This is a genomic window from Kitasatospora sp. NPDC127067, assembly GCF_042724755.1.
GTDB classification, from domain to species: Bacteria; Actinomycetota; Actinomycetes; order Streptomycetales; family Streptomycetaceae; genus Kitasatospora; species Kitasatospora lactacystinica.
Genome location: NZ_JBHXEM010000085.1, coordinates 16,158 through 38,275, shown reverse-complemented (window position 1 = coordinate 38,275; position 22,118 = coordinate 16,158). Strand labels below are relative to the sequence as shown.

Sequence of the window (22,118 nt, the reverse complement as noted above, 5' to 3'; positions counted from 1 at the left end):
CCCCGCGGGTGCGGGGAGGCCGCCGTCGTGAGGCGTGGGCCACCGTCCGGAGGCCACGGGGCCGGGCGATCAGACCCGGTCGGCCGCGATCAGCACGTACTGGAAGGAGCCGTCCTTGTAGGACTCGATGAACGCCTCCTCGATGCCGGTCACCAGCGAGGTGGTGTTGCGCAGCTCCCAGTAGGGCAGGGTGTCCGGAGTCAGGTCGATGACGGCCTGCGGCACCAGACGGTTGTCGGCCATCGCCCGCAGGTACTCGCGGCGGGAGTGGATGTTGCACTCGAAGTGGGCGTTGATCTGCGAGACCCACTTCGACGGCTGGCCGTAGCGCGGGTTCCAGCAGCCCGTGATGGTCACGTACCGGCCGCCGACGCTCAGCACCCGGGAGTGCTCGGCGAACAGGTCGTGCAGGTCGACGTACATGCTGGACTCGTTGTTCCAGGAGCCCGCGACCGTGCCGGTCTCGACGGGCATGTTCAGCATGTTGGCGACCCGGGAGCGGACGAAGTCGCCGATGCCCAGCTCTGCGGCGCGCTTGTTGCCGAACTCGGCCTGCTGGGTGGAGAGGGTCAGGCCCTCGACCCGGCAGCCGAAGCGCTGGTGGGCCATCACCATCGAGCCGCCGCGGCCGCAGCCGGCGTCGACCAGGGTGTGGTCGGCGCGGATGTCGCCGAGGTGGTCGAGCAGTACGTCGGCCTGGGCGGACTCCAGGCGGTGCAGCTCGGCGATCACCTTCTTCTCGCGCTCGCTGTCGGCCGGGTCGCCGATCGCGGCCCGGTCGATCTCCCCGATCCCGTAGTGGTGGTGGTAGAGGCCGTCGACGTCACCCAGGCGAAGGTTGACCGGACGGGCCTCGTGGTCCCAGTAGCGTGCGATGTCGCCCTGGTACGGGGTCGCCGGGCCGGGGATGGTGTTGCCGGGGGTGGTGATGTCGTCGGTCACGGACATGGGTCAACTCCTAGTGGATGGTCAAGGGGTCGGTCATCAAAGGGGATTCGCCGCCGGTGGGAGGTGGCGCCGCCGGAAGGGCCGGTGTCACCAGAAGTCGGGCAGCGTGTAGCGGTAGGTGTTGGTCTGGTGCCAGTAGTGGTTGCCGTCCACCCACGCGGCCACACCGCGCAGGAACCGTGGGAGGGCCGGCACCGGGCAGGACAGGGCCAGGGCCGCCGCCTCGGCCTCGAAGGCCAGCATCAGTTCGTTGTGGACCTCGACCGCCTTCAGGTAGCCCTCCTTGCGGGAGACGCCCTCGCGCTCGGAGATCACCACCGGCAGGTTCAGGTGCAGTCCGGGGCTGGCCAGCTCCTTCATGTACGAGTAGAGGTCGTTGACGATGGTGGTGGCGTTGGAGGCCAGCGCGATCACCCGCTGCATCGCGGGCAGCGCGTGCAGCTCGGCGGGCAGCTCGTAGCCGCCGACGGTGTCCGTGATCGTCGGGCAGGGGCGGAAGTTGTTGAACTGGCGCATGGCCAGGTACTCCCACACCTCCGGCACGTGGTCCGCCTGGTCCCAGGCGGCCTCGGCCAGGTACCCGAGGTGCAGCCGTGCCATGTCGTGCCGGAACCGGTCCGACTGGGAGGGCGTGGCGGCCCGGGCGAAGTACTCCATCGCCGAGTGGTAGGCGCGCCGGGGCGCGTCCGACGACAGCGAGGCCTCCCACTCCGGGTGGTACTCCGTCGTGGTGTGCAGCGGGTCCAGCGCGGTGTGCGCGAGCAGCAGGCGGCTGCCCAGGCCGATCGGCGACCCGCCGAGGTCCTCGCAGTAGCAGTCGTCCACCGCGTTCTCGGCCACCATCAGGCGGGCCGCGAGCATCAGGTGGTCGACGCTCGGCGCGTCCGGGTGGCAGGCCACCATGTAGCGCCCGGTGGAGAAACCGTCGAAGTCCTTCTCCCACTCCGGCGGGTAGAGCTCGACCTCCTCCATCGCCCAGACCTTGAGCTCCGCGCTGAGCGCCTCCACCCGCACCGGGTCGGGCTCGGCGATCGGGTGGTGGTACAGGCCGGGGATGGGGTCGCCGGCCTTGGGCTTGCCGCCGCTCGGCGCCTCGGCGGCCGGGCTCGCGGCCGCCGCGGTCGTCGCGGTCGCGGCGGGCGGAACGGGCAGGACGTGGACGGGCGGCAGCCGGAACCCGGGGGTGGCCGCCCTGACCTCGGTCGCGGCTTCCGGGACCTCGGGCACCGGGACCTCGGAGGCGGGGGCCTCGGGCGCCGGGACCTCGGGCACCGGGACCTCGGGCACCGACACCTGCGGCCGGAACTGCAGCCCGGAGGTGCCCAGCCCGCTGGGCCCGCGCAGGATCCGGTCGATCGCCGGGGTGCTCATGGGCCCACCGCCGGGGCGGTCACGGGCCCGCATGGTGTCTCCGGTCTGGCACGCAGGGGCATGGAGCCTCCTCTGGGAAGGGGTCGCACACATATGACGGATCGTCATTCCGTCAGCCTCGAAGGGGAACTCGGGCTTCCGCCCCCATCCCGTTCGGTTCACCACCGTAGGCGCGAAGGCGCGTTCCGCATCGCAACGGACGATCTTCCTCACCCGATAGGGTGAACGTTCGGGCTGACGACGTTTGAGCGGGCCGCAGTCGTGCATTGATCACACCGGTCCCGGGGCGCCCCGGCCGCGAACCCTCCCGCCCGAGCCGCCCGCCCCCGCGTCAACCCGCTGACGCCCGCCCGTGTCCCGGGCCGCCCGACCGCGTTGTGCCGGTCGTGGCGGGGGCTGTTCGAATGCGAAATGAACTGACCGGCGGTCTCCTGCCACGTGTTGGTTGCCCATCCACACATCGACACTTCCTGGAAGGAACGCGCAGTGGCAGCGATTTCGATGCCGGACTTCTACATGCCGTGGCCCGCCCGCCTCAACCCCCACCTGGACACCGCCCGGGCACACAGCTTGCTCTGGGTCCGGGAGATGGGCATGCTCGAACCCGTCTGGGACGAGGAGCGGTTCACCGCGATGGACTTCGCGCTCTTCGCCGCGTGGACCCACCCCGACGCCTCGCCCGACGAGCTCTGCCTGATGAGCGACTGGTACATCTGGGGCTTCGTCCAGGACGACTACTTCCTGGAGGTGTACAAGCGCCCGCGCGCGCGACCTGGCGGGCGCCAAGGCCTACGTCGACCGCCTCTCGCTCTTCGTCCCGATCCACCCGTTCGCCGTGATGCCGCCGCCGGCCAACCCCTCCGAGCAGGGCCTCTCGGAACTCTGGCAACGCACCGCCCCCGCCGTCTCGGACGAACTGCGCGTCAAACTCGCGGAGAGCACCGTCGTCCACCTCCGCTCGTGCCTGTGGGAGGTGTTCAACGCCGTCCAGAACCGGACGCCCGAACTGATCGACTACCTCGCGATGCGGCGCGAGTCGATCGCCTCGGGGGTCTGCGCCGACCTGCTCAACCACGTCTCCGAGGTGGCCGTCCCGGCGGCCGTCATGGCCAGCCGGCCGATGCGCCGGCTGGTCGTCGCCATGGGCGACTGGGCGGGCTGGTTCAACGACGTGGTCTCGTACCAGATGGAGATCGAGTACGAGGACGACATGAACAACGGCGTGCACGCGCTGCGCCGCTTCACCGGCGGGGACCTGCCCGAGACCGTCGCCGCGGTCAACGACCTCCTCACCGCCCGGCTGCGCGAGTTCGAGCACCTCACGGACACCGAGCTGCCGGCGCTCTGCGACCAGCTGGAGCTGGACACGGACGACCGGACGGCGACGGCGGACTACATCGGCCAGCTCCAGGACTGGATCTCCGGGTTCCACGCCTGGCATCTGCGGACGGGCCGCTACACGGACTTCCCCGTCCGCACCACCCTGCCCGCCCGGCTGCTGCGCGGCCCCTCCGAGCAGCCGCCCACCCCGTCCGGACTGCTGCTCGCTCCCACCGGGCTCGGCACCGCCGCCGCCCGGCTCGGCGTGGGCGTCCGACCCCACCGGAACGGTTCGCACCGGTGATCAGCGGCACCCGGGTCCCGGCGTCCTCGTCGGGGCCCGGGTGTGCCTCCTGTGCGGCAGGCGCCGGCACCGTTTTGCGCGGGCCGGGACGGTGTGGTGCATTGGGAGGGACACCGGAACGGCCGACACGCCCCGGTACCGCCCCCGCCGAGCACGGGAGCCGCCACCGTCCGTGAGCGTTGGCGCCCGGGTGGCCACCGGTGAGTGAGGTGATGACCGATGGCCGAGTTCGACCGGGGGCCGACGGACGCGTTCGCGGAGCTGTGCGCACGGGTGCCCGATCCGCCCGACGCGACGGCGTTCTGGTTCGACTGGGGGCCGGTCTTCCACCGAGGGCGGCTCGACGGATCGGCCCGGGTGCTGGTGGTCGCCTCCGACCCCGGCCCGACCGAGCGGATCGCCGGGCGCACTCTCGTCGGCAACGCCGGGCAGCGGGTGCAGGGGTTCCTCGCCAAGCTGGGCCTGACCCGGTCGTACGTCTGCCTCAACGCGTGGGCGTACGCGGTCCGTCCCTCGCGTGCCGAAGCGATGAAGGGGCGCCTCGGCGACCCCGCGCAGGCGCAGTGGCGCAACGAGGTCTACGGCACGGCGACCGGCCCGGCGCTGCAGGCCGTCGTCGCCATGGGGTTCATGGCGCAGGAGGCGGTGCGGCTCTGGACCGCCCGGCCGCAGCAGGCGCTGCTCGTACGGGTCCCCCATCCGTCGAGCCACGACCCGGTGGCGCTGCTCGACGGCTGGCGCGCCGCGATCGCCACGCTGCGCCCGGTCGTCACGCCGGACGACGACGGTGACAGCACCGGCCCCAATTACGGCACCGTGTTCGAGGAGGGCGACTACCGCCCGATCCCGCGGCGCGACCTGCCCTTCGGGGCGCCGGCCTTCCTGGGAGACGACGCCTGGGTGAGGGCCCAGGGGGGCCAGGAGCAGAACTCCGTCGTCCGCCCGGCCCCGGACGACGGGCACACCCTGCTCTGGAAGGCGCCGCACTGATGGCACTCGTCCTGCGCGGCACCGTCGTCACCTTCGACGACGAGCACCGGATCCACGACCCGGGCGCGGTGTACGTCGGCGACGACGGCCGTCTCGGTGCGGTGCGGCCGGGCGGGCAGGCACCGCCCGCCGGGTTCGCCGCCGCCCCGGTCGTGGACCTCGTCGGCACGGGCGCGCTGGTGCTGCCCGGCCTGATCGACCTCCACGGCCACCTGCAGTACGACACCCTGCCGCTCTGGGAGGCGGTCGGTGTCCCGTACCTGCACCACGACCGCTGGGTGGACGAGAAGCGCGCACCGGACTACGCGACGTCGGTCACCTGGCCCGCCAAGGTGCTCGGCACCGCCGCGCCCGAGGCGCTGCTGACCTACATCGAGGTCAAGGCTCTGGTCGGCGGGACGACCTCCGTCCAGGGCGCCCCGCGCTCGACCCGCGCGATCGACGGCGGGCTGCTGCGGATCGTGGACGTCGAGAAGCTGCCCGCGGGCCGCGACATGGTGCTGACCGCCGCGCTCCAGCAGGACGCCGAGGTGCTGCGCGACGAGACGGCGGCGAAGCTCGACGGCACCCGGGTGCTGATCTACCACGTCGCGGAGGGACGGCACGTCACGGAGCCGGACCCGGCGCAGCCGCGGTCGCACGTCCACCGCGAGTTCGCGGACCTCGCCCCCTGCCTGAAACCGGGCCTGATCTGCGTACACGGCACCGCGCTCACCGCCGCCGAGTTCGCGGCCTGGCAGGACGGTGTAACGGCGATCGACCCGGCCGAGCGGGGCACCGTGGTGTGGTCGCCGTTCTCCAACCACTGGCTCTACCACGAGACCACCGACGTGGTCGCGGCGACCGCGCAGGGGCTGCGGATCGCCCTCGGGTCCGACTGGTCACCGTCGGGGACCAAACACGTGCTCGGCGAGCTCAAGGTGGCCGACGGCATCAACCACCACGAGCTGGACGACCACTTCGACGACCGCGGGCTGTGCGACATGGTCACCGCGAACCCCGGCGACGCGCTGGCGACCGCCTGGGGGCCGCAGGTGGGGCGGCTCGCGGCGGGCAGCGCCGCCGACCTGCTCGTGCTCGAACGCCACGAGCCCGGCGAGGACGTCTACCGCAACCTCGTCGACGCGACCGAACGGCACGTCCTCCTGGTGGTGGCCGGCGGCGTCCCGCGCTACGGGACCGGCCCGCTGATGACCGCCGCCGGGGCGACGGACACCAATGCGATCGAGCCGGCGGACGGACTCCGGCGCAGGGTGGCGGTGCGGCGGCCCGGCGCTGCCGGTGCCACCGGGGCGGCGGGCGCCGGTGCCGCGCTGGACTGGCCGGCCGTCAAGCGGGCGCTGGAGAAGGTCCGCCGGGACCCCCGGACCGCCTGGCGCGACGCCCAGGACGCGCTCGCGGCCTGGGGCGGGCCGCTCGACGACCCGGAGGCGCCGCTCGCCCTGTTCGGCGACATGCCCGAGGGCGAGACGGTAGCCCTCGGCGGGACCGACGACGTCCCGGCCGACCTGGTCGTCCCGGCCCCGGACGCGCTGACCCACGACGCCGCCTTCTTCGCCGCCGTGGAGCGCAGCGGGATACCGGAGTTGACGCGGCTGAAGGACTACTACCCGTGAGCGCGGGGCGAGCACGAGGACCGGGCCGGCATGAGGACGGAGCGGCCGTGAGGACCGGACGGCCATGAGCCCGCGGATCACCGGGCCGGCCCGCGCGCTGCCGGGCTCGATCGGGCTCGACGAGTTCATGGCCCGGGTCGCCGCCGACCCGCTGCCGCTCGCCGACCGCTACCGGCTGGTGGCCGCCGCCCGGATCCTGGTCGAGGAGCTCTACGTCCACCTCCCGCTCAAGCGCGCGCGGTACGCCACCGACCCGGTGCAGCGTCTGCGCCTGCTGGAGCGGCGCGTCCCCGCGCTCAGCGAGCTGCAGTTCCACGCCGAACTCGCCGCCGTCTTCCGGGACCTGCGCGACCTGCACACCGTCTACCAGCTCCCCGCGCCGTACCGGGGCCAGGTGGCCCTGCTCGGTTTCCTCGTCGAGCGCTACCAGGACGCGGACGGGACACCGCACTACCTCGTCTCCCGGATCGACGACTCGCTGCGGCACGGGGACTTCGACACCGGCGTCGAGCTGGAGCTGTGGAACGGGGTCCCGGTCGAGCGCGCCGTCGAGCGCGGCACGGCCGCGCAGGTGGGCTGCGGCCCCGACGCGCGGCTGGCCCGCGGACTGGAGTCGCTGACGCTGCGCCCGCTGCGGACCGCTCCGCCGCCCGACGAGCGCTGGGTGCTGCTGACCTACCGCACGCCGCAGGGCCGTCTGCGCGAGACCCGGGTGCCGTGGCGGGTGCGCGCCGCGGAACGGTACCGGGGGCGCGACCAGGACCCGGTGCCGACGCTCGGCGCCCACCTCGGCATCGACGTCGGCAACGAGGCCACCCGCCAGGCCAAGCGCGCGCTGTTCGCACCGGGGTCGGCCCGGACGTCGGCGGCGCGGGCGCCGCGGGACGTCCTCGCGTACTCGGGGGCCCGCGCGCGCCCGTACGGGTACCTGCGCATCTTCTCCTTCAACGTCGCGAGCGCACGGCGGTTCGCCGAGCAGGTGGCGGCGATCGCGGCGAAGGCTCCGGCGCAGGGGCTGATCGTGGACGTCCGCGGCAACCCGGGCGGCAACATCCTGGCCGCCGAGGCGGCGTTGCGAGTGCTGAGCGGGAGCCCCGTCGCCCCGGTCCGCTTCTCGCTGCCGACCACCCGGGCCGCGCTCGCCCTGGTCCGCGCCGACCCGGCCTTCCGGCGGTGGACGGACTCGATCCGCGACGCGGTGGAGACCGGCGAACCGTACTCCCAGGCGTTCCCGCTCACCGACCCCGAGGCGCTCACCGACGGGCTTCCGCACTACACGGGGCCGAAGGTCCTGATCGTCGACGCCCTGACGTACTCGGCCGCCGATGTCTTCGCCGCCGGATTCGCCGACAACGGAGCGAACGGCGGAACGAACGGCGGAGCCGACGACGGTCCGGGCGGCGGGCCGGGCGGCGGGCCCGGACCGGTGCTCGGGACCGCCGCGACCACCGGCGCCGGTGGCGCCAACGTGTGGACGTACGAGCTGTTGAGCGTCTGGCTCCCCGAACTGCTGCCCGCCCTGCCGCGCGGAGCCGGGTTCCGCGTCGCCCTGCGCCGGGCCACCCGGGCCGGGGCGAGCGCCGGCGTCCCGCTGGAGGACTTCGGCGTGGCGGCCACCGGGCTGCACCGGCTGACCAGGCGTGACGTCCTGGGCCACAACCAGGACCTGCTCGCCTCGGCCGTCACGCTGCTGGATCGGGGCACGCCGTCGCCGTAGCGGACGGCGACCGGGCCGGACCGGTCCGTCACCTCCCGGCCCGGTGCACGGCCCCACCGGTAAGGGGGACCAGAATGGCCTGGGCGCCGTGAGGACGGGGCCAGGAAGGAAGACCAGCGCATGGAGAGCCAGGCCCGCAGCCGCACCGCACTCGTCGAGGAGCTCATGGAGCGCTATCCCGACGTGCCCCGGGAGGCGGTGATCAAGGAGGACCTGCTGCGCGGCGGCATGGCCTTCGACGAGTCGGCACTCAGCGGCAGCGCCGGCGCCGACGGGGGCGGCGAGGTCAAGCCGAAGTCGTACTTCATCTTCTCCTTCGACCACCGCACCCTGCCCGAGCTGGGCGCCGCCGCGCTCAACCGGCCGCCGGAGGAGATCGTGCTGACCGGCGGGCCGTACGGGCTGCGCCGTACGGTGGTGTCGGTGCGGGTGAACCCGGACTCGCCCTACCGGGTCGGCGCCGGCGAGGACGGCACCCTCGGCCTCTACCTGGACGGCGCGCGGATCGCCGATGTCGGCCTGCCGCCGATGCCGGACTACTACCGGCACACGCTGGCCAACGGGAAGTCGGTGATGGAGGTCGCCCCGACCATCCAGTGGGGCTACCTGATCTACCTCACGGTGTTCCGGGTCTGCCAGTACTTCGGCGCCAAGGAGGAGTGCCAGTACTGCGACATCAACCACAACTGGCGCCAGCACAAGGCCGCCGGCCGCCCGTACACCGGGGTCAAGCCGGTCGAGGAGGTGCTGGAGGCGCTGGCACTGATCGACGAACACGACACCGCCCGCGCCTCCCAGGCGTACACCCTCACCGGCGGGGCGATCACCTCGCGCGTCGGCGGCCGGGACGAGGCCGACTTCTACGGGCAGTACGCCAAGGCCATCGAGGAGCGCTTCCCCGGCCGCTGGATCGGCAAGGTGGTGGCCCAGGCGCTGCCGCGCGAGGACGTCCAGCGCTTCCACGACTACGGCGTGCGGATCTACCACCCCAACTTCGAGGTGTGGGACAAGCGGCTGTTCGAGCTCTACTGCCCGGGCAAGGAGCGCTACGTCGGCCGGGACGAGTGGCACCGCCGGATCCTCGACTCCACCGAGGTGTTCGGCCCGGAGAACGTGATCCCCAACTTCGTCGCGGGCGTGGAGATGGCCGAGCCCTTCGGCTTCACCACGGTGGACGAGGCGATCGCCTCCACCGAGGAGGGCCTGCGCTTCTTCATGTCCCACGGCGTGGTGCCGCGCTTCACCACCTGGTGCCCCGAGCCCACCACCCCGCTCGGCAAGGCCAACCCGCAGGGCGCGCCGCTGGAGTACCACATCCGGCTGCTGCAGACCTACCGGGCGACCCTGGACGAGTTCGGCCTCTCCTCCCCGCCCGGCTACGGCCCGGCGGGCCCGGGCAAGGCGGTCTTCTCGGTGAGCTCCTTCATGGACTCGCGCCCGGGCTGACCACGCCCCCCCCCCATGGCGCCCCCGCCCTGCCCCCGGGCGGCGCCGCCCGGCCCGTCAGCTCCCGTTCAGCGGGCGGACGGTGAGGATCTGCTCGGCCCGGCCCAGCGGGCCGTGGACGTCGTGCAGCACGGTGCTGGTGACGCCGTGCCCGGCCGGACCGAAGCTGACGCTGGTGTCCAGGCCGGTCCAGGGGCCCTCGGGGCGGCGGTGGAAGTGGATCGTCAGGTCGGTGTTGGGGAACATCCACTCGGTGGGGTTCTGCCGCACCGCGATGCCGTTGGCGGTGTCCGCCAGCTTGACGAAGGAGGCGTGCGGGCCGCTGGGCTCCCCCGCGACCAGCTCGACCGGGGTGGAGATCCAGGCGGCGGCTCGGCCCGGGGCGGTCTCCCGGCGGCGGACGTCGATCGAGGCGATGTAGCCGCCGCCCCACACCCCGGCCATCGTCCAGGGCTCGAACTCCTCGGGCCCGGGCAGCGGCCGGTCGTGGGTGCCGGCGACGGCGGTGGTGTCCAGCTCGGCGAGGAACCAGGCGCGGGCCCGGACCACGGCCCGCCCGCCGGTCACCACGGTGGCCTCGACCAGCTCGATGGTGCGCCCGGGGCGGACGGTCTCCACCGTGATCTCGAACTCGTCGAGGGCGATCAGGCCGAGTATGTCGTAGCTGATCCGGGCCAGCGCCAGGCCGTCGGCGGGACGGCCGGCCCGCTGGTCGGCCCGCTGGTGGTCGGCCCGGTGGCGGTCGATGGCGTGCACGATCAGGCCGCCGAGCGGGCTGAAGTGCTGCTCGTCGGGGTGCCAGGCACCCTGCGCCTGCGCGGTGGGCTTGTAGCTGTTCTCGCCGGTGCGCTGGTAGTAGCTGTCGGGCGCGGCGGTGGGGGTGGTCACGTGCGCTTCTCCTCGGGCCGGATCGCTGGCTGCCGGGCGGGCGCCGCCGTGGTACGACGGCGCCCGACCTCGGCGTTCAGGATCGTAAGGGGCCGAACCGCCGATGGGGCGTCACGGGTGACACATCCCACACCCCCGGAGGACCAGGAGGGTCAGTGCGCGGCGAGCGGGTAGTGGTCGGAGAGGTCGGTGTAGGTGTAGCTCTTGCCCCAACTGCTCACCGTCCATGGCGCGCTGTGCACCCGGACCACCTGGTTGGTGTACTCCTGCGGGCGGGCGTGGTCGGCCCGGTAGAGGACGTGGTCGAGGTCCTCCTTGGGCTCGCCCGGGTAGCGGTAGGCGGCGACGGAGTTGTCGGCGGTGTCGAAGGAGTAGGGCCAGCCGGTGCGGGCGGAGGCCGGGGCGAGGTTGCCGTTGGTCAGCAGCGCCTGGTACTCGGAGCCGTGCGAGTCGATGTTGAGGTCGCCCGCGACCAGGATCGGTTCGTCGGCCGGGATCCGCTTGGCGTCCAGGAAGGAGCGCATCGCGGTGAGCTGCTTGGCCCGGATGTCCGCCGCCTGGCCGCTCGCGCAGCCCGAGTCGGTGGACTGGAGGTGGGTGCCGACCACGTGGGTGCGACGGCCGTTGACGTCCAGCACCGCGTAGACGAAGCCCTTGTTGGAGAACCAGTCCGAGCCGCAGGCGTCCTTGTAGACGTACTGCTCCTTGCGCAGGATCGGCCACTTGCTGAGCAGGGTGACGCCGCCGTCCTCGGGGGTGGTGGAGCTGTAGCTGCCGGAGGTGGCGTCCCAGCCGCTGGTGGAGCGGCCGACCACCGGCGTGTGGTACGGGTAGGCGGCCGAGGCCTTGGCGGTCAGCGCGTCGGAGGCCGAGTTGTCGAAGGCCTCCTCCAGCACGACCACGTCGTGGCCCTGGAAGAAGTCCGCCGAGGCGATGGCCTGCGCCCGGTACTGCTGGCCCCAGTTGGGGTAGAGCGAGGTGCTCATCAGGAACGTGTTGTAGGTCAGCACGTCGAGCGGGGGTGCGGTCGCGGGGGCGGTCTCGGCCGAGGCCGGGACGGCGCCGAGCACGGCGAGGACGGTGGCGGCGGCGCCGGCGGCGAGGGCGCGGCGGACGGACGACAGGGGCATCGGGCCTCCGTGGGGGGCGTTGTCGTGGACCCGTCGGGTCGAGGGATGTTGTTCATCCAACTTGGCCGTCGGCACGGACCGCAAGACATCGGGCGAGCATTCGGTGAACTCGTCGGTAACACCGTCGGCGAGGGGCTGACGGGCGGTCACCGCCCCGCCCTCCGTACCGCCTCTCCGTACCGCCCGCCGTACCGCACGTCAGGAACCGCGGTCAGACTGTCCCCAGCGCGACGAAAGAACGAACGGGGAAGACATGGCCGGCAGGAAGAAACGGAAGAGGCCGCTCGCCGAGGGGGTGGTCCCGCCCCCGAAGCGGGTCCGCAGGCGCCCGGAGCCGCAGCTGTCGGCGCGGGCGGTCCGCCGGACGGCGTGGCCGGTCGGGGCACTCACCCCGGTGCTGATGGTCGGCCTGGCGGTACTGGGCAGCAACCCGGACTACCAGCTGCCCTGCGGCATCCTGGCGTTCCTGGTGCTCTCGGCGGGCGTCGTCGCGCTCGGCTTCGTCCGGCCCCGCGGCTGGATCATCTGGCCGGCCGTCCTGCTCGGCGTGCTGCTGCTGGTCCTGCCGACGACGAGCATCCGCGCCCAGATCATGGCGCAGCGCGGCGTGGAGACCGCGGTGGTGGTCACCGCGGCCCACAGCGCGAAGGACAAGAACGGCAAGGTGAGCTGGACCTGCGCCATCCGCCGCGCCGACGGGCGGCCGCTGCCGCACGCCGAGGTCGGCGGCTACGGCTGCACGGGCACGCGCGACATCGGCGACACCGAGAACGTGCTGGTCGACCCCGCGGGCTGGGCGCCGCCGGTCCCGCTCGACGAGGACCTCGAATTCCGCCGCGGCGGCGTCCACGTCACCGCGGTGCTGGCCGTCCTGTGGGGCCTGCTCACCCTGGTCGCGGCGCGCCGCACCCTGCGGGAGCCGGGCCCCGCGGCCGGTCAGCGGGGCGGCAGGTAGCGCACCAGGACGTCGGAGCCGGTGCCGTTCAGGGTGCCGAACAGCAGGGTGGTGCCGAACGCGTCCACGGACGGCGCGAAGGACGGGCCGACGGCCTCGGCGACCCGCTCGACCCGACCGGTCCGCAGGTCCCGCCGGAAGAGGTCCGGGGCGCCGTTGGTGTCGCCGGGCACCAGGTCGGCGTCGTCCGAGACGAAGTGGACCCAGTGGTCGTCCGCCGTCATGACGGCCGACTGGGCACCGGCGGGGGCCACCTCCGTCACCGTGCCCGTGCGCAGGTCCCGGGCGTAGAGCGCGACGCGGGTGCCGCCCTGGTCCGGCTGGAACACCCGGAACAGCGCGTACCGGCCGTCGGGGCTCAGCCGGCTCAGCCGCACGGCGTCGCGCAGGGTGCCGCTCGGGTCGATGCTCGCGCCCTCGATCCGGCCGGTGCGGGCGTCGTAGACGTAGAGCGGGAACAGCTGACGGGTGGGCGGCGGCTTCAGGGCGGACTGCGCGGCCGGGGCGGTCGGCAGCAGGTTGGCCGCCTTCGACCGGAAGGCGACGGTCCGGCCGTCGGCGCTGAGCGAGGGCTCCACCGAGCCGCCGTCGGCGGGGGCGCCGCCCTGCCCCGCGGTGACCAGGCGGGTGGTGCCGGTCCAGCGGTCCGTCAGGTACACGTTGGCGGTGCCCGCCTGTGCCCCGGGGGCGAGGTCGGCGCGGTCCGAGGAGTAGGCGACGTACCGGCCGTCGGCGCTGATCGCGGGGCTGACGGAGTTCCCGGCGCCGGCACCGGCGGTGACCAGCTCGGTCCGGCCGCTGAGGCGGTCGCGGACGTAGACGTCGGTGCGCCCACTGCCGTTCCCGGGAACGGCGTTGACGGCGTCACTGCTGAAGGCGACGTACCGGCCGTCGCCGCTGATCGCCGCCTGGACGGTGGAACCGTCCAGCTGGGCGCCGCCGTCGGCGAGGCTGACCCGCTCGGTGCGACGCGTCCACAGATCGCGGACGAACACGTCGTAGAGGCGGTTGGTGTCGCCGGGCACCAGGTTGGAGGCCAGCGAGGCGAACAGCGCGTAGCGGCCGTCGACGCTCAGCCCGAGCGGCTCGGACCAGTCGTCGGCGGGCGTGCCGTCCGGGCTCACGTTCACCCGCACCGTGTCGCCGTCCGTCACCTCGAACGCGGGCGCGGACGCCCGCGCGGAGGCCGGTTCGGACGCGGGCGTGGTCCGGGCGTGCGCCGCCGGTGCCCCGGCGCCCACCAGCAGCGCGGCCGCCAGGGCGCAGACCACCCGTACCGTCGTCGTCCTCATGGGCTCCCCTCCCGTTGCGCTCCCCTTCGTTCCGGCCGAGCCAACCCCCCTGCGTGGCCACGGTCAACCCCGCCACCCCGCGATGGACACGATTCCGCCAACTCCCGGACACGATAGGAGCGCACCTACCGCACGAGCCGATCCACCGGCTCCCGGGACGCATCACCCACCCTGGCAAGGGAGGCGAGAGCAGATACCCCGAACCGGCTACATCCTCGCTAAACGCGGACCAATACGGGCATCCCACCCACGGTTGCTTCGCACCGAGGCAGCGCCCGGCCGTCGAGCGCACGGCCGTCAACCGGACGCGACCGGCGGCAGTCGAGCGAAAGGCGGAAGCCATGAGCATGATCCAGACCGGCAAGCTGCAGTTGAACTCCACCAGCGCCACGGAGCTGACCGGTGGAGCCACCTCGACCTTCACCCAGGTCACCTTCCCCACGCCCTTCCCCAACGACGCGAACGTGATCGTCGTGCCGTTCGTCCAGACCTTCAACGGCCCCGACACCCCCGGTCTGCGGATCGCCGACGTCACCACCACCGGCTTCAAGATCCGCATCAACGAGCTCGTGGGCAGCGGCCGCGCGCTGTCCGACGGGCCGCACACCACCGAGACCATCGGCTGGATCGCCAGCACCGTCTGAGCCCCGGGCTCCTCGCGGCCCCGCACCGGTCCCGGGCCGCGAGGAGCCCTTGCCCCGAACCAGCGAGCCGCCGCACCGGCCCGCACTGCTTCGCACCGGCCCCACCGCCAACGCCCCTTCGCAAAACCCGTTGGACACGGACGACCACCGGTGCGAAGGTCCGGGAATGACCGTTGACGAAGCCTTTGCCCGGCCCGACGGCCCGCCCCTGGCCGTGTCACCGCCCCTGCCCCTGCCGATGCCCCTGTCCCTCCCGATGCCCCTGCCCGGCGGCCTGCTGCTGCGCGAGTCCCGGCCGGAGGACCTGGAGCAGCTCGGCGCGCTGCTCGCCGAGCGCGGCGACCCGGCGGACGCACTCGACCACCGCCTGGTGGTCGAGGACCCGGACGCCGGCTGGTCGGCCAGCGCGGTGGTGGTCGACGGCGACCGGGTCGTCTCCACGGCCACCCTGCTGGACGAGGAGCTGCGCCTCGGCGACGTCCGGCTGCCCGCCGGGCAGGTCGAACTGGTCGCCACCGACGAGGAGTACGAGGGCCGCGGCCTGGTCCGGGCCCTGATGCGGTGGGCGCACGCGCGCTCCGCCGCCCGCGGGCACGTGGTCCAGGCGATGATCGGAATCCCGTACTTCTACCGGCTGTTCGGCTACGAGTACGCCATCGACATCCCGGTCTCGCGGCCGCTGCGCTCCACCCCGCCCACCGAGGACGGCGCGCCCGTGCTGCGCACCGCCCGGGCCACCGACCTGCCCGCCCTGGCCGCGCTCCAGGAGCAGGCGCAGCGCGGCTTCGACCTCGCGATGGGCCACGCCCCCGCCCGCTGGCGCTGGCTGCTGGCGCACGAGGCGAGCACGCTGCGGGTGGTCGAGCGCGCGGGCGAGGTGGTGGCGGTGGGCCGCACCACCCCGGTGGACGACGGCGAGTTCCACCTCGCCGAGGCGGCCGCCGCGGACGAGCGGGCGGCGCGCGAACTGCTGGCCGGTGTGGTGGCGTTGGCGCCCGGGGCGCGGCTCCGCGTGGTGCACCGGCCGGGCACCCTGCCGGCCACCGTCTGGCATGACCTGCTGGACCTCACGCCGCGCCCCGAGGCGGAGCAGTACTACGTCCGCATCCCCGACCCGGCCGTGCTGCTCGACCGGCTGCGACCCCTGCTCCACCAGCGCCTCACCGCCGCCGGCCTGGACCGCGCCGACGGCGAACTGCTGCTCACCACCTACCGCGCCCACTACCGCGTCCCGGTCGGCGCGCAGGGGCCGGGCGAGGTGGTCACGGGCGGCACGATGCAGCACCTCGGCGCGTCCGGCGGCGTGGGCGTGGCGCCGGACGCGCTGGCGGCGCTGCTCTTCGGGCCCTACGGGATCGAAGGGTTGAGCCGCATCCGGCCGGACGTGTACGGGCGCGGGGACGAGGAGCTTCACCGGGCGCTGTTCCCGCCGCTGACGGCCGACCTGCTGACGTACTACCTGCCCTGACGTCCGGCCCGCTGCGCCCCTCACGGGGACCTCGGCCGCTTCCCCTTTCGAGACCCGGCGGCCGGGGCATAGGGTGCGCGGCGTGAACGAAGTGATCTTCCGGGCGAAGGACCTGATCCGCCCCGCCGGCATCGCCGCCCTGGTCCTCGCCCTCGTGCTCGAAACCGCCTTCGGCCTGTTCGCGCTCACCGACCTCGGCACGGTGCTGCTGGTCGCGATGACCCTGGCGCTCGTCCTCCCGTTCCTCCTCGTGGCCCTGCGCGCGTGGACCGGGGTCGGCGCCGAAGGGATCACCGTCAACCGGGGCTTCGGGCCCGGCCGTACCTACTCCTGGCAGCAGATCAGCTGGGTCGAGGTGCGGCGCTACCCGGCCGGGGACTCGTACTCGTACGCGCTGCGGATCCACCTCACGAACGGGCGCAGCCGCCTGCTGCCCGGCCTCGGCACCGACAAGTACCACTCGACGACGGAGTTCCTGGCGAACACCCGGCAGGTCATGGACCGGTGGGAACGGAACACCGCCCCGGACCGTCGCGTCGAGCCGCGGCCGCGGCTCTGGGACGTGCTGTCGATCCCGGTGATCGGATTGGCCCTCGGCGCCGCTTTCGTCGCCGTCGTCCTGACGCAACTGCGGTAGCCCGACGGCCGTCGGAACACCAGGGTCACGAGGGTCACGAGGTCGGCTCCGGCTCCTGGGTGGGAGCCGGAGCCGACGCGCATTCCCCGCGACCGACGCGCCGTCGGCGCGGGTAGGCGCGGGTAGGTGCGGGTAGGCGCGCCGGTCAGTCCGGCACGGGCAGGCACTCGGCGAGCAGGCCGACGACGTCGCGCCAGGCCCGCCGGGCGTGCTGCGGGTGGTGCGCGACGCCGGGGAGCACGGTGTGACCGACCGTCGGGTGATGGAAGGCGTGCTGGGCGCCGCCGTAGACCACGAGGCGCCAGTCGACGCCCGCCGCCTGCATCTCGGCGGTGAAGGCCTCCCTCCGCTCGGCGGGCATGATCGGGTCCTCCGAGCCGACCCCGGCCCACACCGGGCACCGGATCCGGGCCGCCTCGCCCGGGCGGCCGGTGGTGAATCCGTTGACCGTCCCGATCGCCCGCAGGTCGACACCGGCGCGCCCGAGTTCCACCGCGATGGCGCCCCCGGTGCCGTAGCCGATGGCGGCGATCCGGTCCGGGTCGGTCCGCGGTTCGGCGCGCAGCACGTCGAGGGCCGCGTGGCCGATGTCCCGCATCCGGTCGGGGTCGGCGAGCAGCGGCATCACCCGCGCCAGCATCTCCTGCGGGTCGCTGATCCAGCGCCCGCCGTGGAGGTCGAAGGCCAGGGCCACGTAGCCCAGTTCGGCGAGGGCGTCGGCCCGGCGGCGCTGGAAGTCGTTCAGGCCCGGTCCCTCGGGCCCGATCAGCACCCCGGGCCGGCGCCCGGCGCCGGCCGGGAGCGCGAGGTGCCCGATCATCGTCATTCCGTCGGCCGGGTACTCGACCGTGCGTGTGGTGACCGTTGTCATGGGACCGGACAGTACTGGGGTCCGCGCCCCGGCCGGGCCGGACTTCGCCCTCGGCAGAGCGAGCGGCCCGCTGACGGCCGCCGCTGCGCTTCGCGTCGGGGTCGTCGAGGACCAGGACCGACGAGCGGCGGTCCGTGCCGGGGCCGCGGCCTCCTCGGGGGTGTCGGGGGGCAGGCCGCGCTCGTCGTGACCACCAGCACGACGAATTCGGCGTCGACACCCCGCTGTGGCCGGGCCCGTCCGGCAGTCCCGACCTCGACAGCCCGTACGACTATCCCTGCGACCTTGACCGGCTGCCGATCACCCCGGCCACCCGGGCCGAACTGGCGCGGCTCGCCGACCGGTATCAGTGCGCCATGAGGCGCCTTGTCGTATCCCCGATTCAGTCGGGAAAAACTCGGAGGGAGGTTTTTGGGTCCGATGGCTTACCCGATCCGGAAACGGTGACGGGACCAGAGCATGCCAGGAAAGCGATGACCAAGCTCAGGTATCGGAGATGGGGTATCGCGAGACCCGCGTGACATGGTGAAAGCTGGATTGCCTGAACCCCAATCACCAGAAGACTGAAGGTCGAGTCCGCCGGAAAGATACCCGAAACCGGCGCCGCGCCCTGCGACGGATTGATGGTACGGCCGTCGCAACCTCCGGAGTGCGGAGCGATGCCCAGCGAGGGCATTCAAGGTGATGAGTGGGGCACCTAAACCACGCTATGACGTACGACAAGGACGAACATGGGATCGCCTAAGGGAAGAGATCTTCCTATGGCGACGGAGGCCCCGTAGTAGTCGCCGGAGTAACGACCGGCCAGGGAGGACGGGAAAGCCGTCCACACGGGCGAAGGGGGCCAGGTGATCGGACACTCAAGAATCGGGAGGTATGCGTAATGCAGAGCGCCGAAACGGTGCTGGGTGTCCTGCGTGAACGCGGTAGGCAGGGCCTGCCGTGCAATGAGCTGTATCGACAGCTGTTCAATCCGCAGTTGTATCTGCTGGCCTACGGGCGTCTCTACTCCAACAAGGGAGCGATGACGCCTGGGGTCACCAGGGAGACCATGGACGGCATGTCGCTGGGCAAGATCGGGCACGTCATCGACGCGCTGCGCCACGAGCGCTACCGATGGAGCCCGGCCAGGAGGGTCTACATCCCCAAGCAGCGGGACCGCACGAAGATGCGCCCGCTGGGCCTGCCGCCGTGGTCGGACAAGCTCGTCGGCGAGGTAGTGCGCTTGCTTCTTGAGGCGTACTACGAGCCGACGTTCTCCGACTCATCTCACGGTTTCCGTCCCCGCCGAGGCTGCCACTCCGCCTTGCGTGACGTGGTTAATACCTGGACGGGAACAGCCTGGTTCATCGAGGGTGATATCGCCCAGTGCTTCGATCGGCTTGACCATGAGGTCATGCTCCGAATCCTGGGCGAGAAGATCCGCGACAACCGGTTCCTGCGGCTGATGCGCAACATGCTGAAGGCCGGATACATGGAGGACTGGGTCTGGAACGCCACGCACAGCGGGACTCCGCAGGGTGGCGTCGTCTCTCCGATCCTGTCCAACATCTATCTGCACAAGATGGACGAGTTCGTCGAGAAGGTTCTGATCCCGGAATACACCCGAGGAAGAGTCAGGCAGTCGAACCGCGCCTTTCAACGGGTGTGGGCGGCGATCAAGCGCGCTCGCAAGCGCGGCGATCGCACTGCGGTGCGGGAACTGCGCAAGCAACTCCACAGCACGCCGAGCATGGATACTCAGGATCCCGGCTACCGGCGGCTGCGGTATGTGCGCTATGCCGACGACACCCTGCTCGGATTTGCCGGACCGAAGGCAGAAGCCGAGGAAATCAAGAAGCGTCTGGCGCAATTCCTGCATGACGATCTCAAGCTGGAATTGTCGCCGGAGAAGACCCTCATCACGCACGCCCGCACCCAGGCGGCGAGGTTCCTCGGCTACGACATCACGGTGCTCCACAACGACCGCAAGGTCTCCGGCAGACGACGCTCTGTCAATGGGACCATCAGTCTGCGTGTCCCTCGTTCGGTGGTATCTGCCAAGCAGGCCCTGTACAAGGAGCGCGGCAAACCCGCGCGTCGGCCCGAACTGCTGAGCCAGGACGACCACGTCATCATCAGCACCTACGGATCCGAGTACCGGGGCATCGTCCAGTACTACCTGATGGCCGGCGACGTCTTCCGACTCGCCCGGCTGCAATGGGTCATGGAGACCTCGATGCTGATGACGCTCGCCAACAAGCACCGTTCGTCGGTGTCGAAGATGGCCCGCAAGCACGCGGCGACCATCGAGACGCCGCACGGGCCGCGCAAGTGCTTCGAGGCCCGCGTCGAACGCATCGGCAGGAAGCCACTGGTCGGTCGGTTCGGCGGGATCCCGCTGCGACAGAACAAGAAGACGGTCATCACCGACCGTCGGCTGGCCCCGGTCAACACCAAACGCAAGGAGCTGGTCACCCGGCTTCTAGCCGGACGGTGCGAAGCCTGCGGGCGCATCGACGAGGTGGAGGTCCACCACGTCGCCAAGCTCGCCGACCTCGGACACCCGGGCAACCGGCCTCCGTGGGCAGATCTCATGGCCGCGCGGCATCGCAAGACCCTTGTGGTCTGCGGAAGTTGCCACGTGGACATCCACGGCACCAGACCTGTCCCAGCACTCACGCAGTAGTCACCGGAGAGCCGGATGCCTGGAAAGCGGGCACGTCCGGTTCGGAGGGAGGCCGGACGGAAAAGGACCTGCCCAGCAGGCACCTCGCCGTCCGGCCGACCCTACGTCGTCGCTCGACGAGGCGTACCCGCCGGATCCGTCTCCGTGGTCCGAGGAGGAGAGGTAGCTGTTCCGGCAGCAGGCGGCCGCTGCGCTGGAGGCCTTGCGCCGTGACCTGGGCCGCGGTTGGACGGTCGAGGATCTGTCGGGCCCCGGTGCGCTGACCCCCGGTCCGCCCCGGAGTGGTGCGGACCGGGGGCCGGGAGCGGGGACCCTCGGGGCATGGTCGGGACGGCTCTTCAGGCCTGGTTTACGACTTTTGGTCATGGTTTTGGCCGAAGTGGTTAAAGACCCGGCCAAAAATGCGGATGACCCCTTGCCGATAATGTGATCACATGTGCAGGCACTGTGACGTTGCGCGTCGCAGGGGAGGGAACGGTCCGCTTTGCCGAGCGGGCCCGATCAACAGGAGTCGTACCATCAACACCGCCATCCGCAAGGCCGCCCGTGGGGCGATGCCCGTCGCCGTCACCGCCTCCGTGCTCGCCACCGGCCTCACCGCCTGCGGCACCGTCGAGCAGCTGTCCGCCGCGCAGAAGGTCTCGAAGGCCTTCGACAAGGTCCGTGACGGCAAGTCGGCCGGGTTCACCCTCTCCATCGACGCCACCCCCGAGCAGGTCGCCGCGTTCGCCAACTCCGGCGAGCACAAGGGCAACGGGCTCATCGGCTCCGCCCGGGGCCGCAAGGAGGACATGGACGAGAAGACCGCCAAGGCGATCTCCGGCCTCTCCGTCACGGTCGCGGTCTCCGCCGACAAGCCGCTCAAGGACATCGAGGCCTTCAAGAACGCCGGCCAGGCGGGCAAGAACACCGACCTGACGCTCGACAAGTCGGTGCGCGTCTCCTACCTGCTCGCCGACCGCAGCGGCACCGCGCTGCTGGAATACCGCCAGGTCGACGCCACGGGGTACCTGCACGCCGACGCCAAGGGCCTGATGAAGCTGGTCGGCGAGGACCCGTCCACGGTGGACGAGCTCCGCAAGGACCTGCCGGAGGAGATGAAGCCGGTCGGGGACGTGCTGGCCGGCAAGTGGGTGTCCTTCGACCTCCAGGCGCTCGCCGACCAGGCGAAGGAGGCCGACGCCAAGAAGGCCGCGCCGAGCGCCGCCCCCAGTGTCGACCCGGAGCTCGGCAACCAGCTCCTCAACTCGATCAAGGACGTGCTCGGCCGCACCGTCACGTACGAGGACAAGGGCAAGAAGGACGGCACCGAGCACCTCTGGGTGAGCGCCCCGGCCCGCCAGCTGGTGGACGAGATGTACAAGGCCGTCAAGCCGCTGTCCGCCAAGTTCCCCAAGCAGCTGGGCGACTTCCCGGACAAGGCCCCGAGCGACGTGCCGGACCGGAAGATCGGCGTCGACCTCTACCTGAAGAACGGCGCCTTCTCCTCCGCCACCTTCGACCTCGCCCAGCTGGCCGACAAGGTCGAGCCGGGCGTCAACTTCCCGGTGAAGCTCGCCTTCAGCCAGGCGGCCCCGAACGTCCAGGCCCCGGCCGACGCGGTCAAGGTGACCAACGAGCAGCTGATGGACGCGGTGCTCGGCCTGGCCGCCGGGAACGACGAGAAGGGCCTCGACCCCGAGGACTTCGGCGACCTCCCGCTCGCCCCGCCGCTGACCGACGCCCAGCTCAAGGAGCTCGCCGGACTCGGCGTCACGGAGGCCGAGGCGCGCGAACTCAACGACGCGGGCCTGAGCTTCGGGAGCATCAAGCAGCTCGCCCAGGCCACCCCGCCCAAGGCCTGACCTCAACCT

At 72.1% G+C, this 22,118-nt stretch carries 16 protein-coding genes and 1 pseudogene; 11 read left to right on the top strand and 6 right to left on the bottom strand.

Annotated features, from left to right (window positions below; genetic code table 11):
- Positions 1-69: 69 nt before the first annotated feature.
- Positions 70-948 carry a geranyl diphosphate 2-C-methyltransferase gene (locus ACFWJ4_RS28355; protein ID WP_359915263.1) on the bottom strand — a complete coding sequence of 293 codons (879 nt, stop codon included), beginning with the start codon at positions 946-948 and terminating at the stop codon, positions 70-72.
- Between the two features lie 87 nt (positions 949-1,035).
- Entirely contained in the window at positions 1,036-2,319 is a 1,284-nt protein-coding gene (locus tag ACFWJ4_RS28350; protein ID WP_380548591.1) for a family 2 encapsulin nanocompartment cargo protein terpene cyclase, read from the bottom strand.
- Positions 2,320-3,088: 769 nt separating this feature from the next.
- Here ACFWJ4_RS28350 and ACFWJ4_RS28345 point away from each other — a divergent pair.
- From ACFWJ4_RS28345 to ACFWJ4_RS28325, 5 genes and pseudogenes are all read left to right on the top strand, one after another.
- Positions 3,089-3,943: pseudogene (locus tag ACFWJ4_RS28345) on the top strand (germacradienol/geosmin synthase); the annotation flags it as partial.
- A 219-nt stretch (positions 3,944-4,162) separates the two neighbouring features.
- The gene (locus tag ACFWJ4_RS28340; RefSeq protein ID WP_380548588.1) at positions 4,163-4,933 is read left to right on the top strand and encodes a uracil-DNA glycosylase family protein; all 771 of its coding nucleotides are present in this window, start codon (positions 4,163-4,165) and stop codon (positions 4,931-4,933) included.
- Complete coding sequence (locus ACFWJ4_RS28335) at positions 4,933-6,549, top strand: amidohydrolase family protein (protein ID WP_380548585.1); 1,617 nt, start codon at positions 4,933-4,935, stop codon at positions 6,547-6,549. Before ACFWJ4_RS28340 ends, ACFWJ4_RS28335 begins: the two co-directional genes overlap by 1 nt.
- Before the next feature lie 64 nt (positions 6,550-6,613).
- Complete coding sequence (locus ACFWJ4_RS28330; RefSeq protein ID WP_380548582.1) at positions 6,614-8,266, top strand: S41 family peptidase; 1,653 nt, start codon at positions 6,614-6,616, stop codon at positions 8,264-8,266.
- A gap of 120 nt (positions 8,267-8,386) precedes the next feature.
- A complete protein-coding gene (locus ACFWJ4_RS28325; RefSeq protein ID WP_380548580.1) occupies positions 8,387-9,712 on the top strand; it encodes a radical SAM protein in 1,326 nt (441 codons plus the stop codon).
- A 57-nt stretch (positions 9,713-9,769) separates the two neighbouring features.
- Here ACFWJ4_RS28325 and ACFWJ4_RS28320 read toward each other — a convergent pair whose 3' ends face one another.
- Positions 9,770-10,600, bottom strand: a complete 831-nt coding sequence (locus ACFWJ4_RS28320; protein WP_380548578.1) for a thioesterase family protein — start codon at positions 10,598-10,600, stop codon at positions 9,770-9,772.
- Between the two features lie 152 nt (positions 10,601-10,752).
- On the bottom strand, positions 10,753-11,730 hold the full coding sequence (sph, locus tag ACFWJ4_RS28315) for a sphingomyelin phosphodiesterase (protein ID WP_380548575.1): 978 nt from the start codon (positions 11,728-11,730) through the stop codon (positions 10,753-10,755).
- A gap of 253 nt (positions 11,731-11,983) precedes the next feature.
- Between sph and ACFWJ4_RS28310 the strand changes: the two genes are divergently transcribed.
- A complete protein-coding gene (locus ACFWJ4_RS28310; RefSeq protein ID WP_380548573.1) occupies positions 11,984-12,685 on the top strand; it encodes a hypothetical protein in 702 nt (233 codons plus the stop codon).
- Here the strand turns inward: ACFWJ4_RS28310 and ACFWJ4_RS28305 are convergent.
- Positions 12,667-13,977 carry a hypothetical protein gene (locus ACFWJ4_RS28305; protein WP_380548570.1) on the bottom strand — a complete coding sequence of 437 codons (1,311 nt, stop codon included), beginning with the start codon at positions 13,975-13,977 and terminating at the stop codon, positions 12,667-12,669. The two genes, ACFWJ4_RS28310 and ACFWJ4_RS28305, sit on opposite strands and share 19 nt — an antisense overlap.
- 341 nt (positions 13,978-14,318) lie before the next feature.
- Between ACFWJ4_RS28305 and ACFWJ4_RS28300 the strand changes: the two genes are divergently transcribed.
- The 3 genes from ACFWJ4_RS28300 (at position 14,319) to ACFWJ4_RS28290 (ending at position 16,726) form a co-directional block, all read left to right on the top strand.
- Positions 14,319-14,621 (top strand): hypothetical protein, encoded by a 303-nt coding sequence (locus tag ACFWJ4_RS28300; RefSeq protein ID WP_380548567.1) that lies wholly within the window; start codon positions 14,319-14,321, stop codon positions 14,619-14,621.
- Between the two features lie 166 nt (positions 14,622-14,787).
- Positions 14,788-16,089 (top strand): GNAT family N-acetyltransferase, encoded by a 1,302-nt coding sequence (locus ACFWJ4_RS28295; RefSeq protein ID WP_380548564.1) that lies wholly within the window; start codon positions 14,788-14,790, stop codon positions 16,087-16,089.
- Between the two features lie 82 nt (positions 16,090-16,171).
- Positions 16,172-16,726, top strand: coding sequence for a hypothetical protein (locus tag ACFWJ4_RS28290; protein WP_380548561.1), 555 nt, complete (start codon positions 16,172-16,174; stop codon positions 16,724-16,726).
- A gap of 145 nt (positions 16,727-16,871) precedes the next feature.
- Here ACFWJ4_RS28290 and ACFWJ4_RS28285 read toward each other — a convergent pair whose 3' ends face one another.
- Positions 16,872-17,597: a dienelactone hydrolase family protein gene (locus ACFWJ4_RS28285; protein WP_380548558.1), complete on the bottom strand. Its 726-nt coding sequence runs from the start codon at positions 17,595-17,597 to the stop codon at positions 16,872-16,874.
- A gap of 883 nt (positions 17,598-18,480) precedes the next feature.
- On the opposite strand from ACFWJ4_RS28285, the gene ACFWJ4_RS28280 reads away from it, so the two are divergent.
- Positions 18,481-20,265: a reverse transcriptase domain-containing protein gene (locus ACFWJ4_RS28280; RefSeq protein ID WP_380548555.1), complete on the top strand. Its 1,785-nt coding sequence runs from the start codon at positions 18,481-18,483 to the stop codon at positions 20,263-20,265.
- Between the two features lie 554 nt (positions 20,266-20,819).
- Positions 20,820-22,109, top strand: coding sequence for a hypothetical protein (locus tag ACFWJ4_RS28275; protein ID WP_380548552.1), 1,290 nt, complete (start codon positions 20,820-20,822; stop codon positions 22,107-22,109).
- Positions 22,110-22,118: the final 9 nt, after the last annotated feature.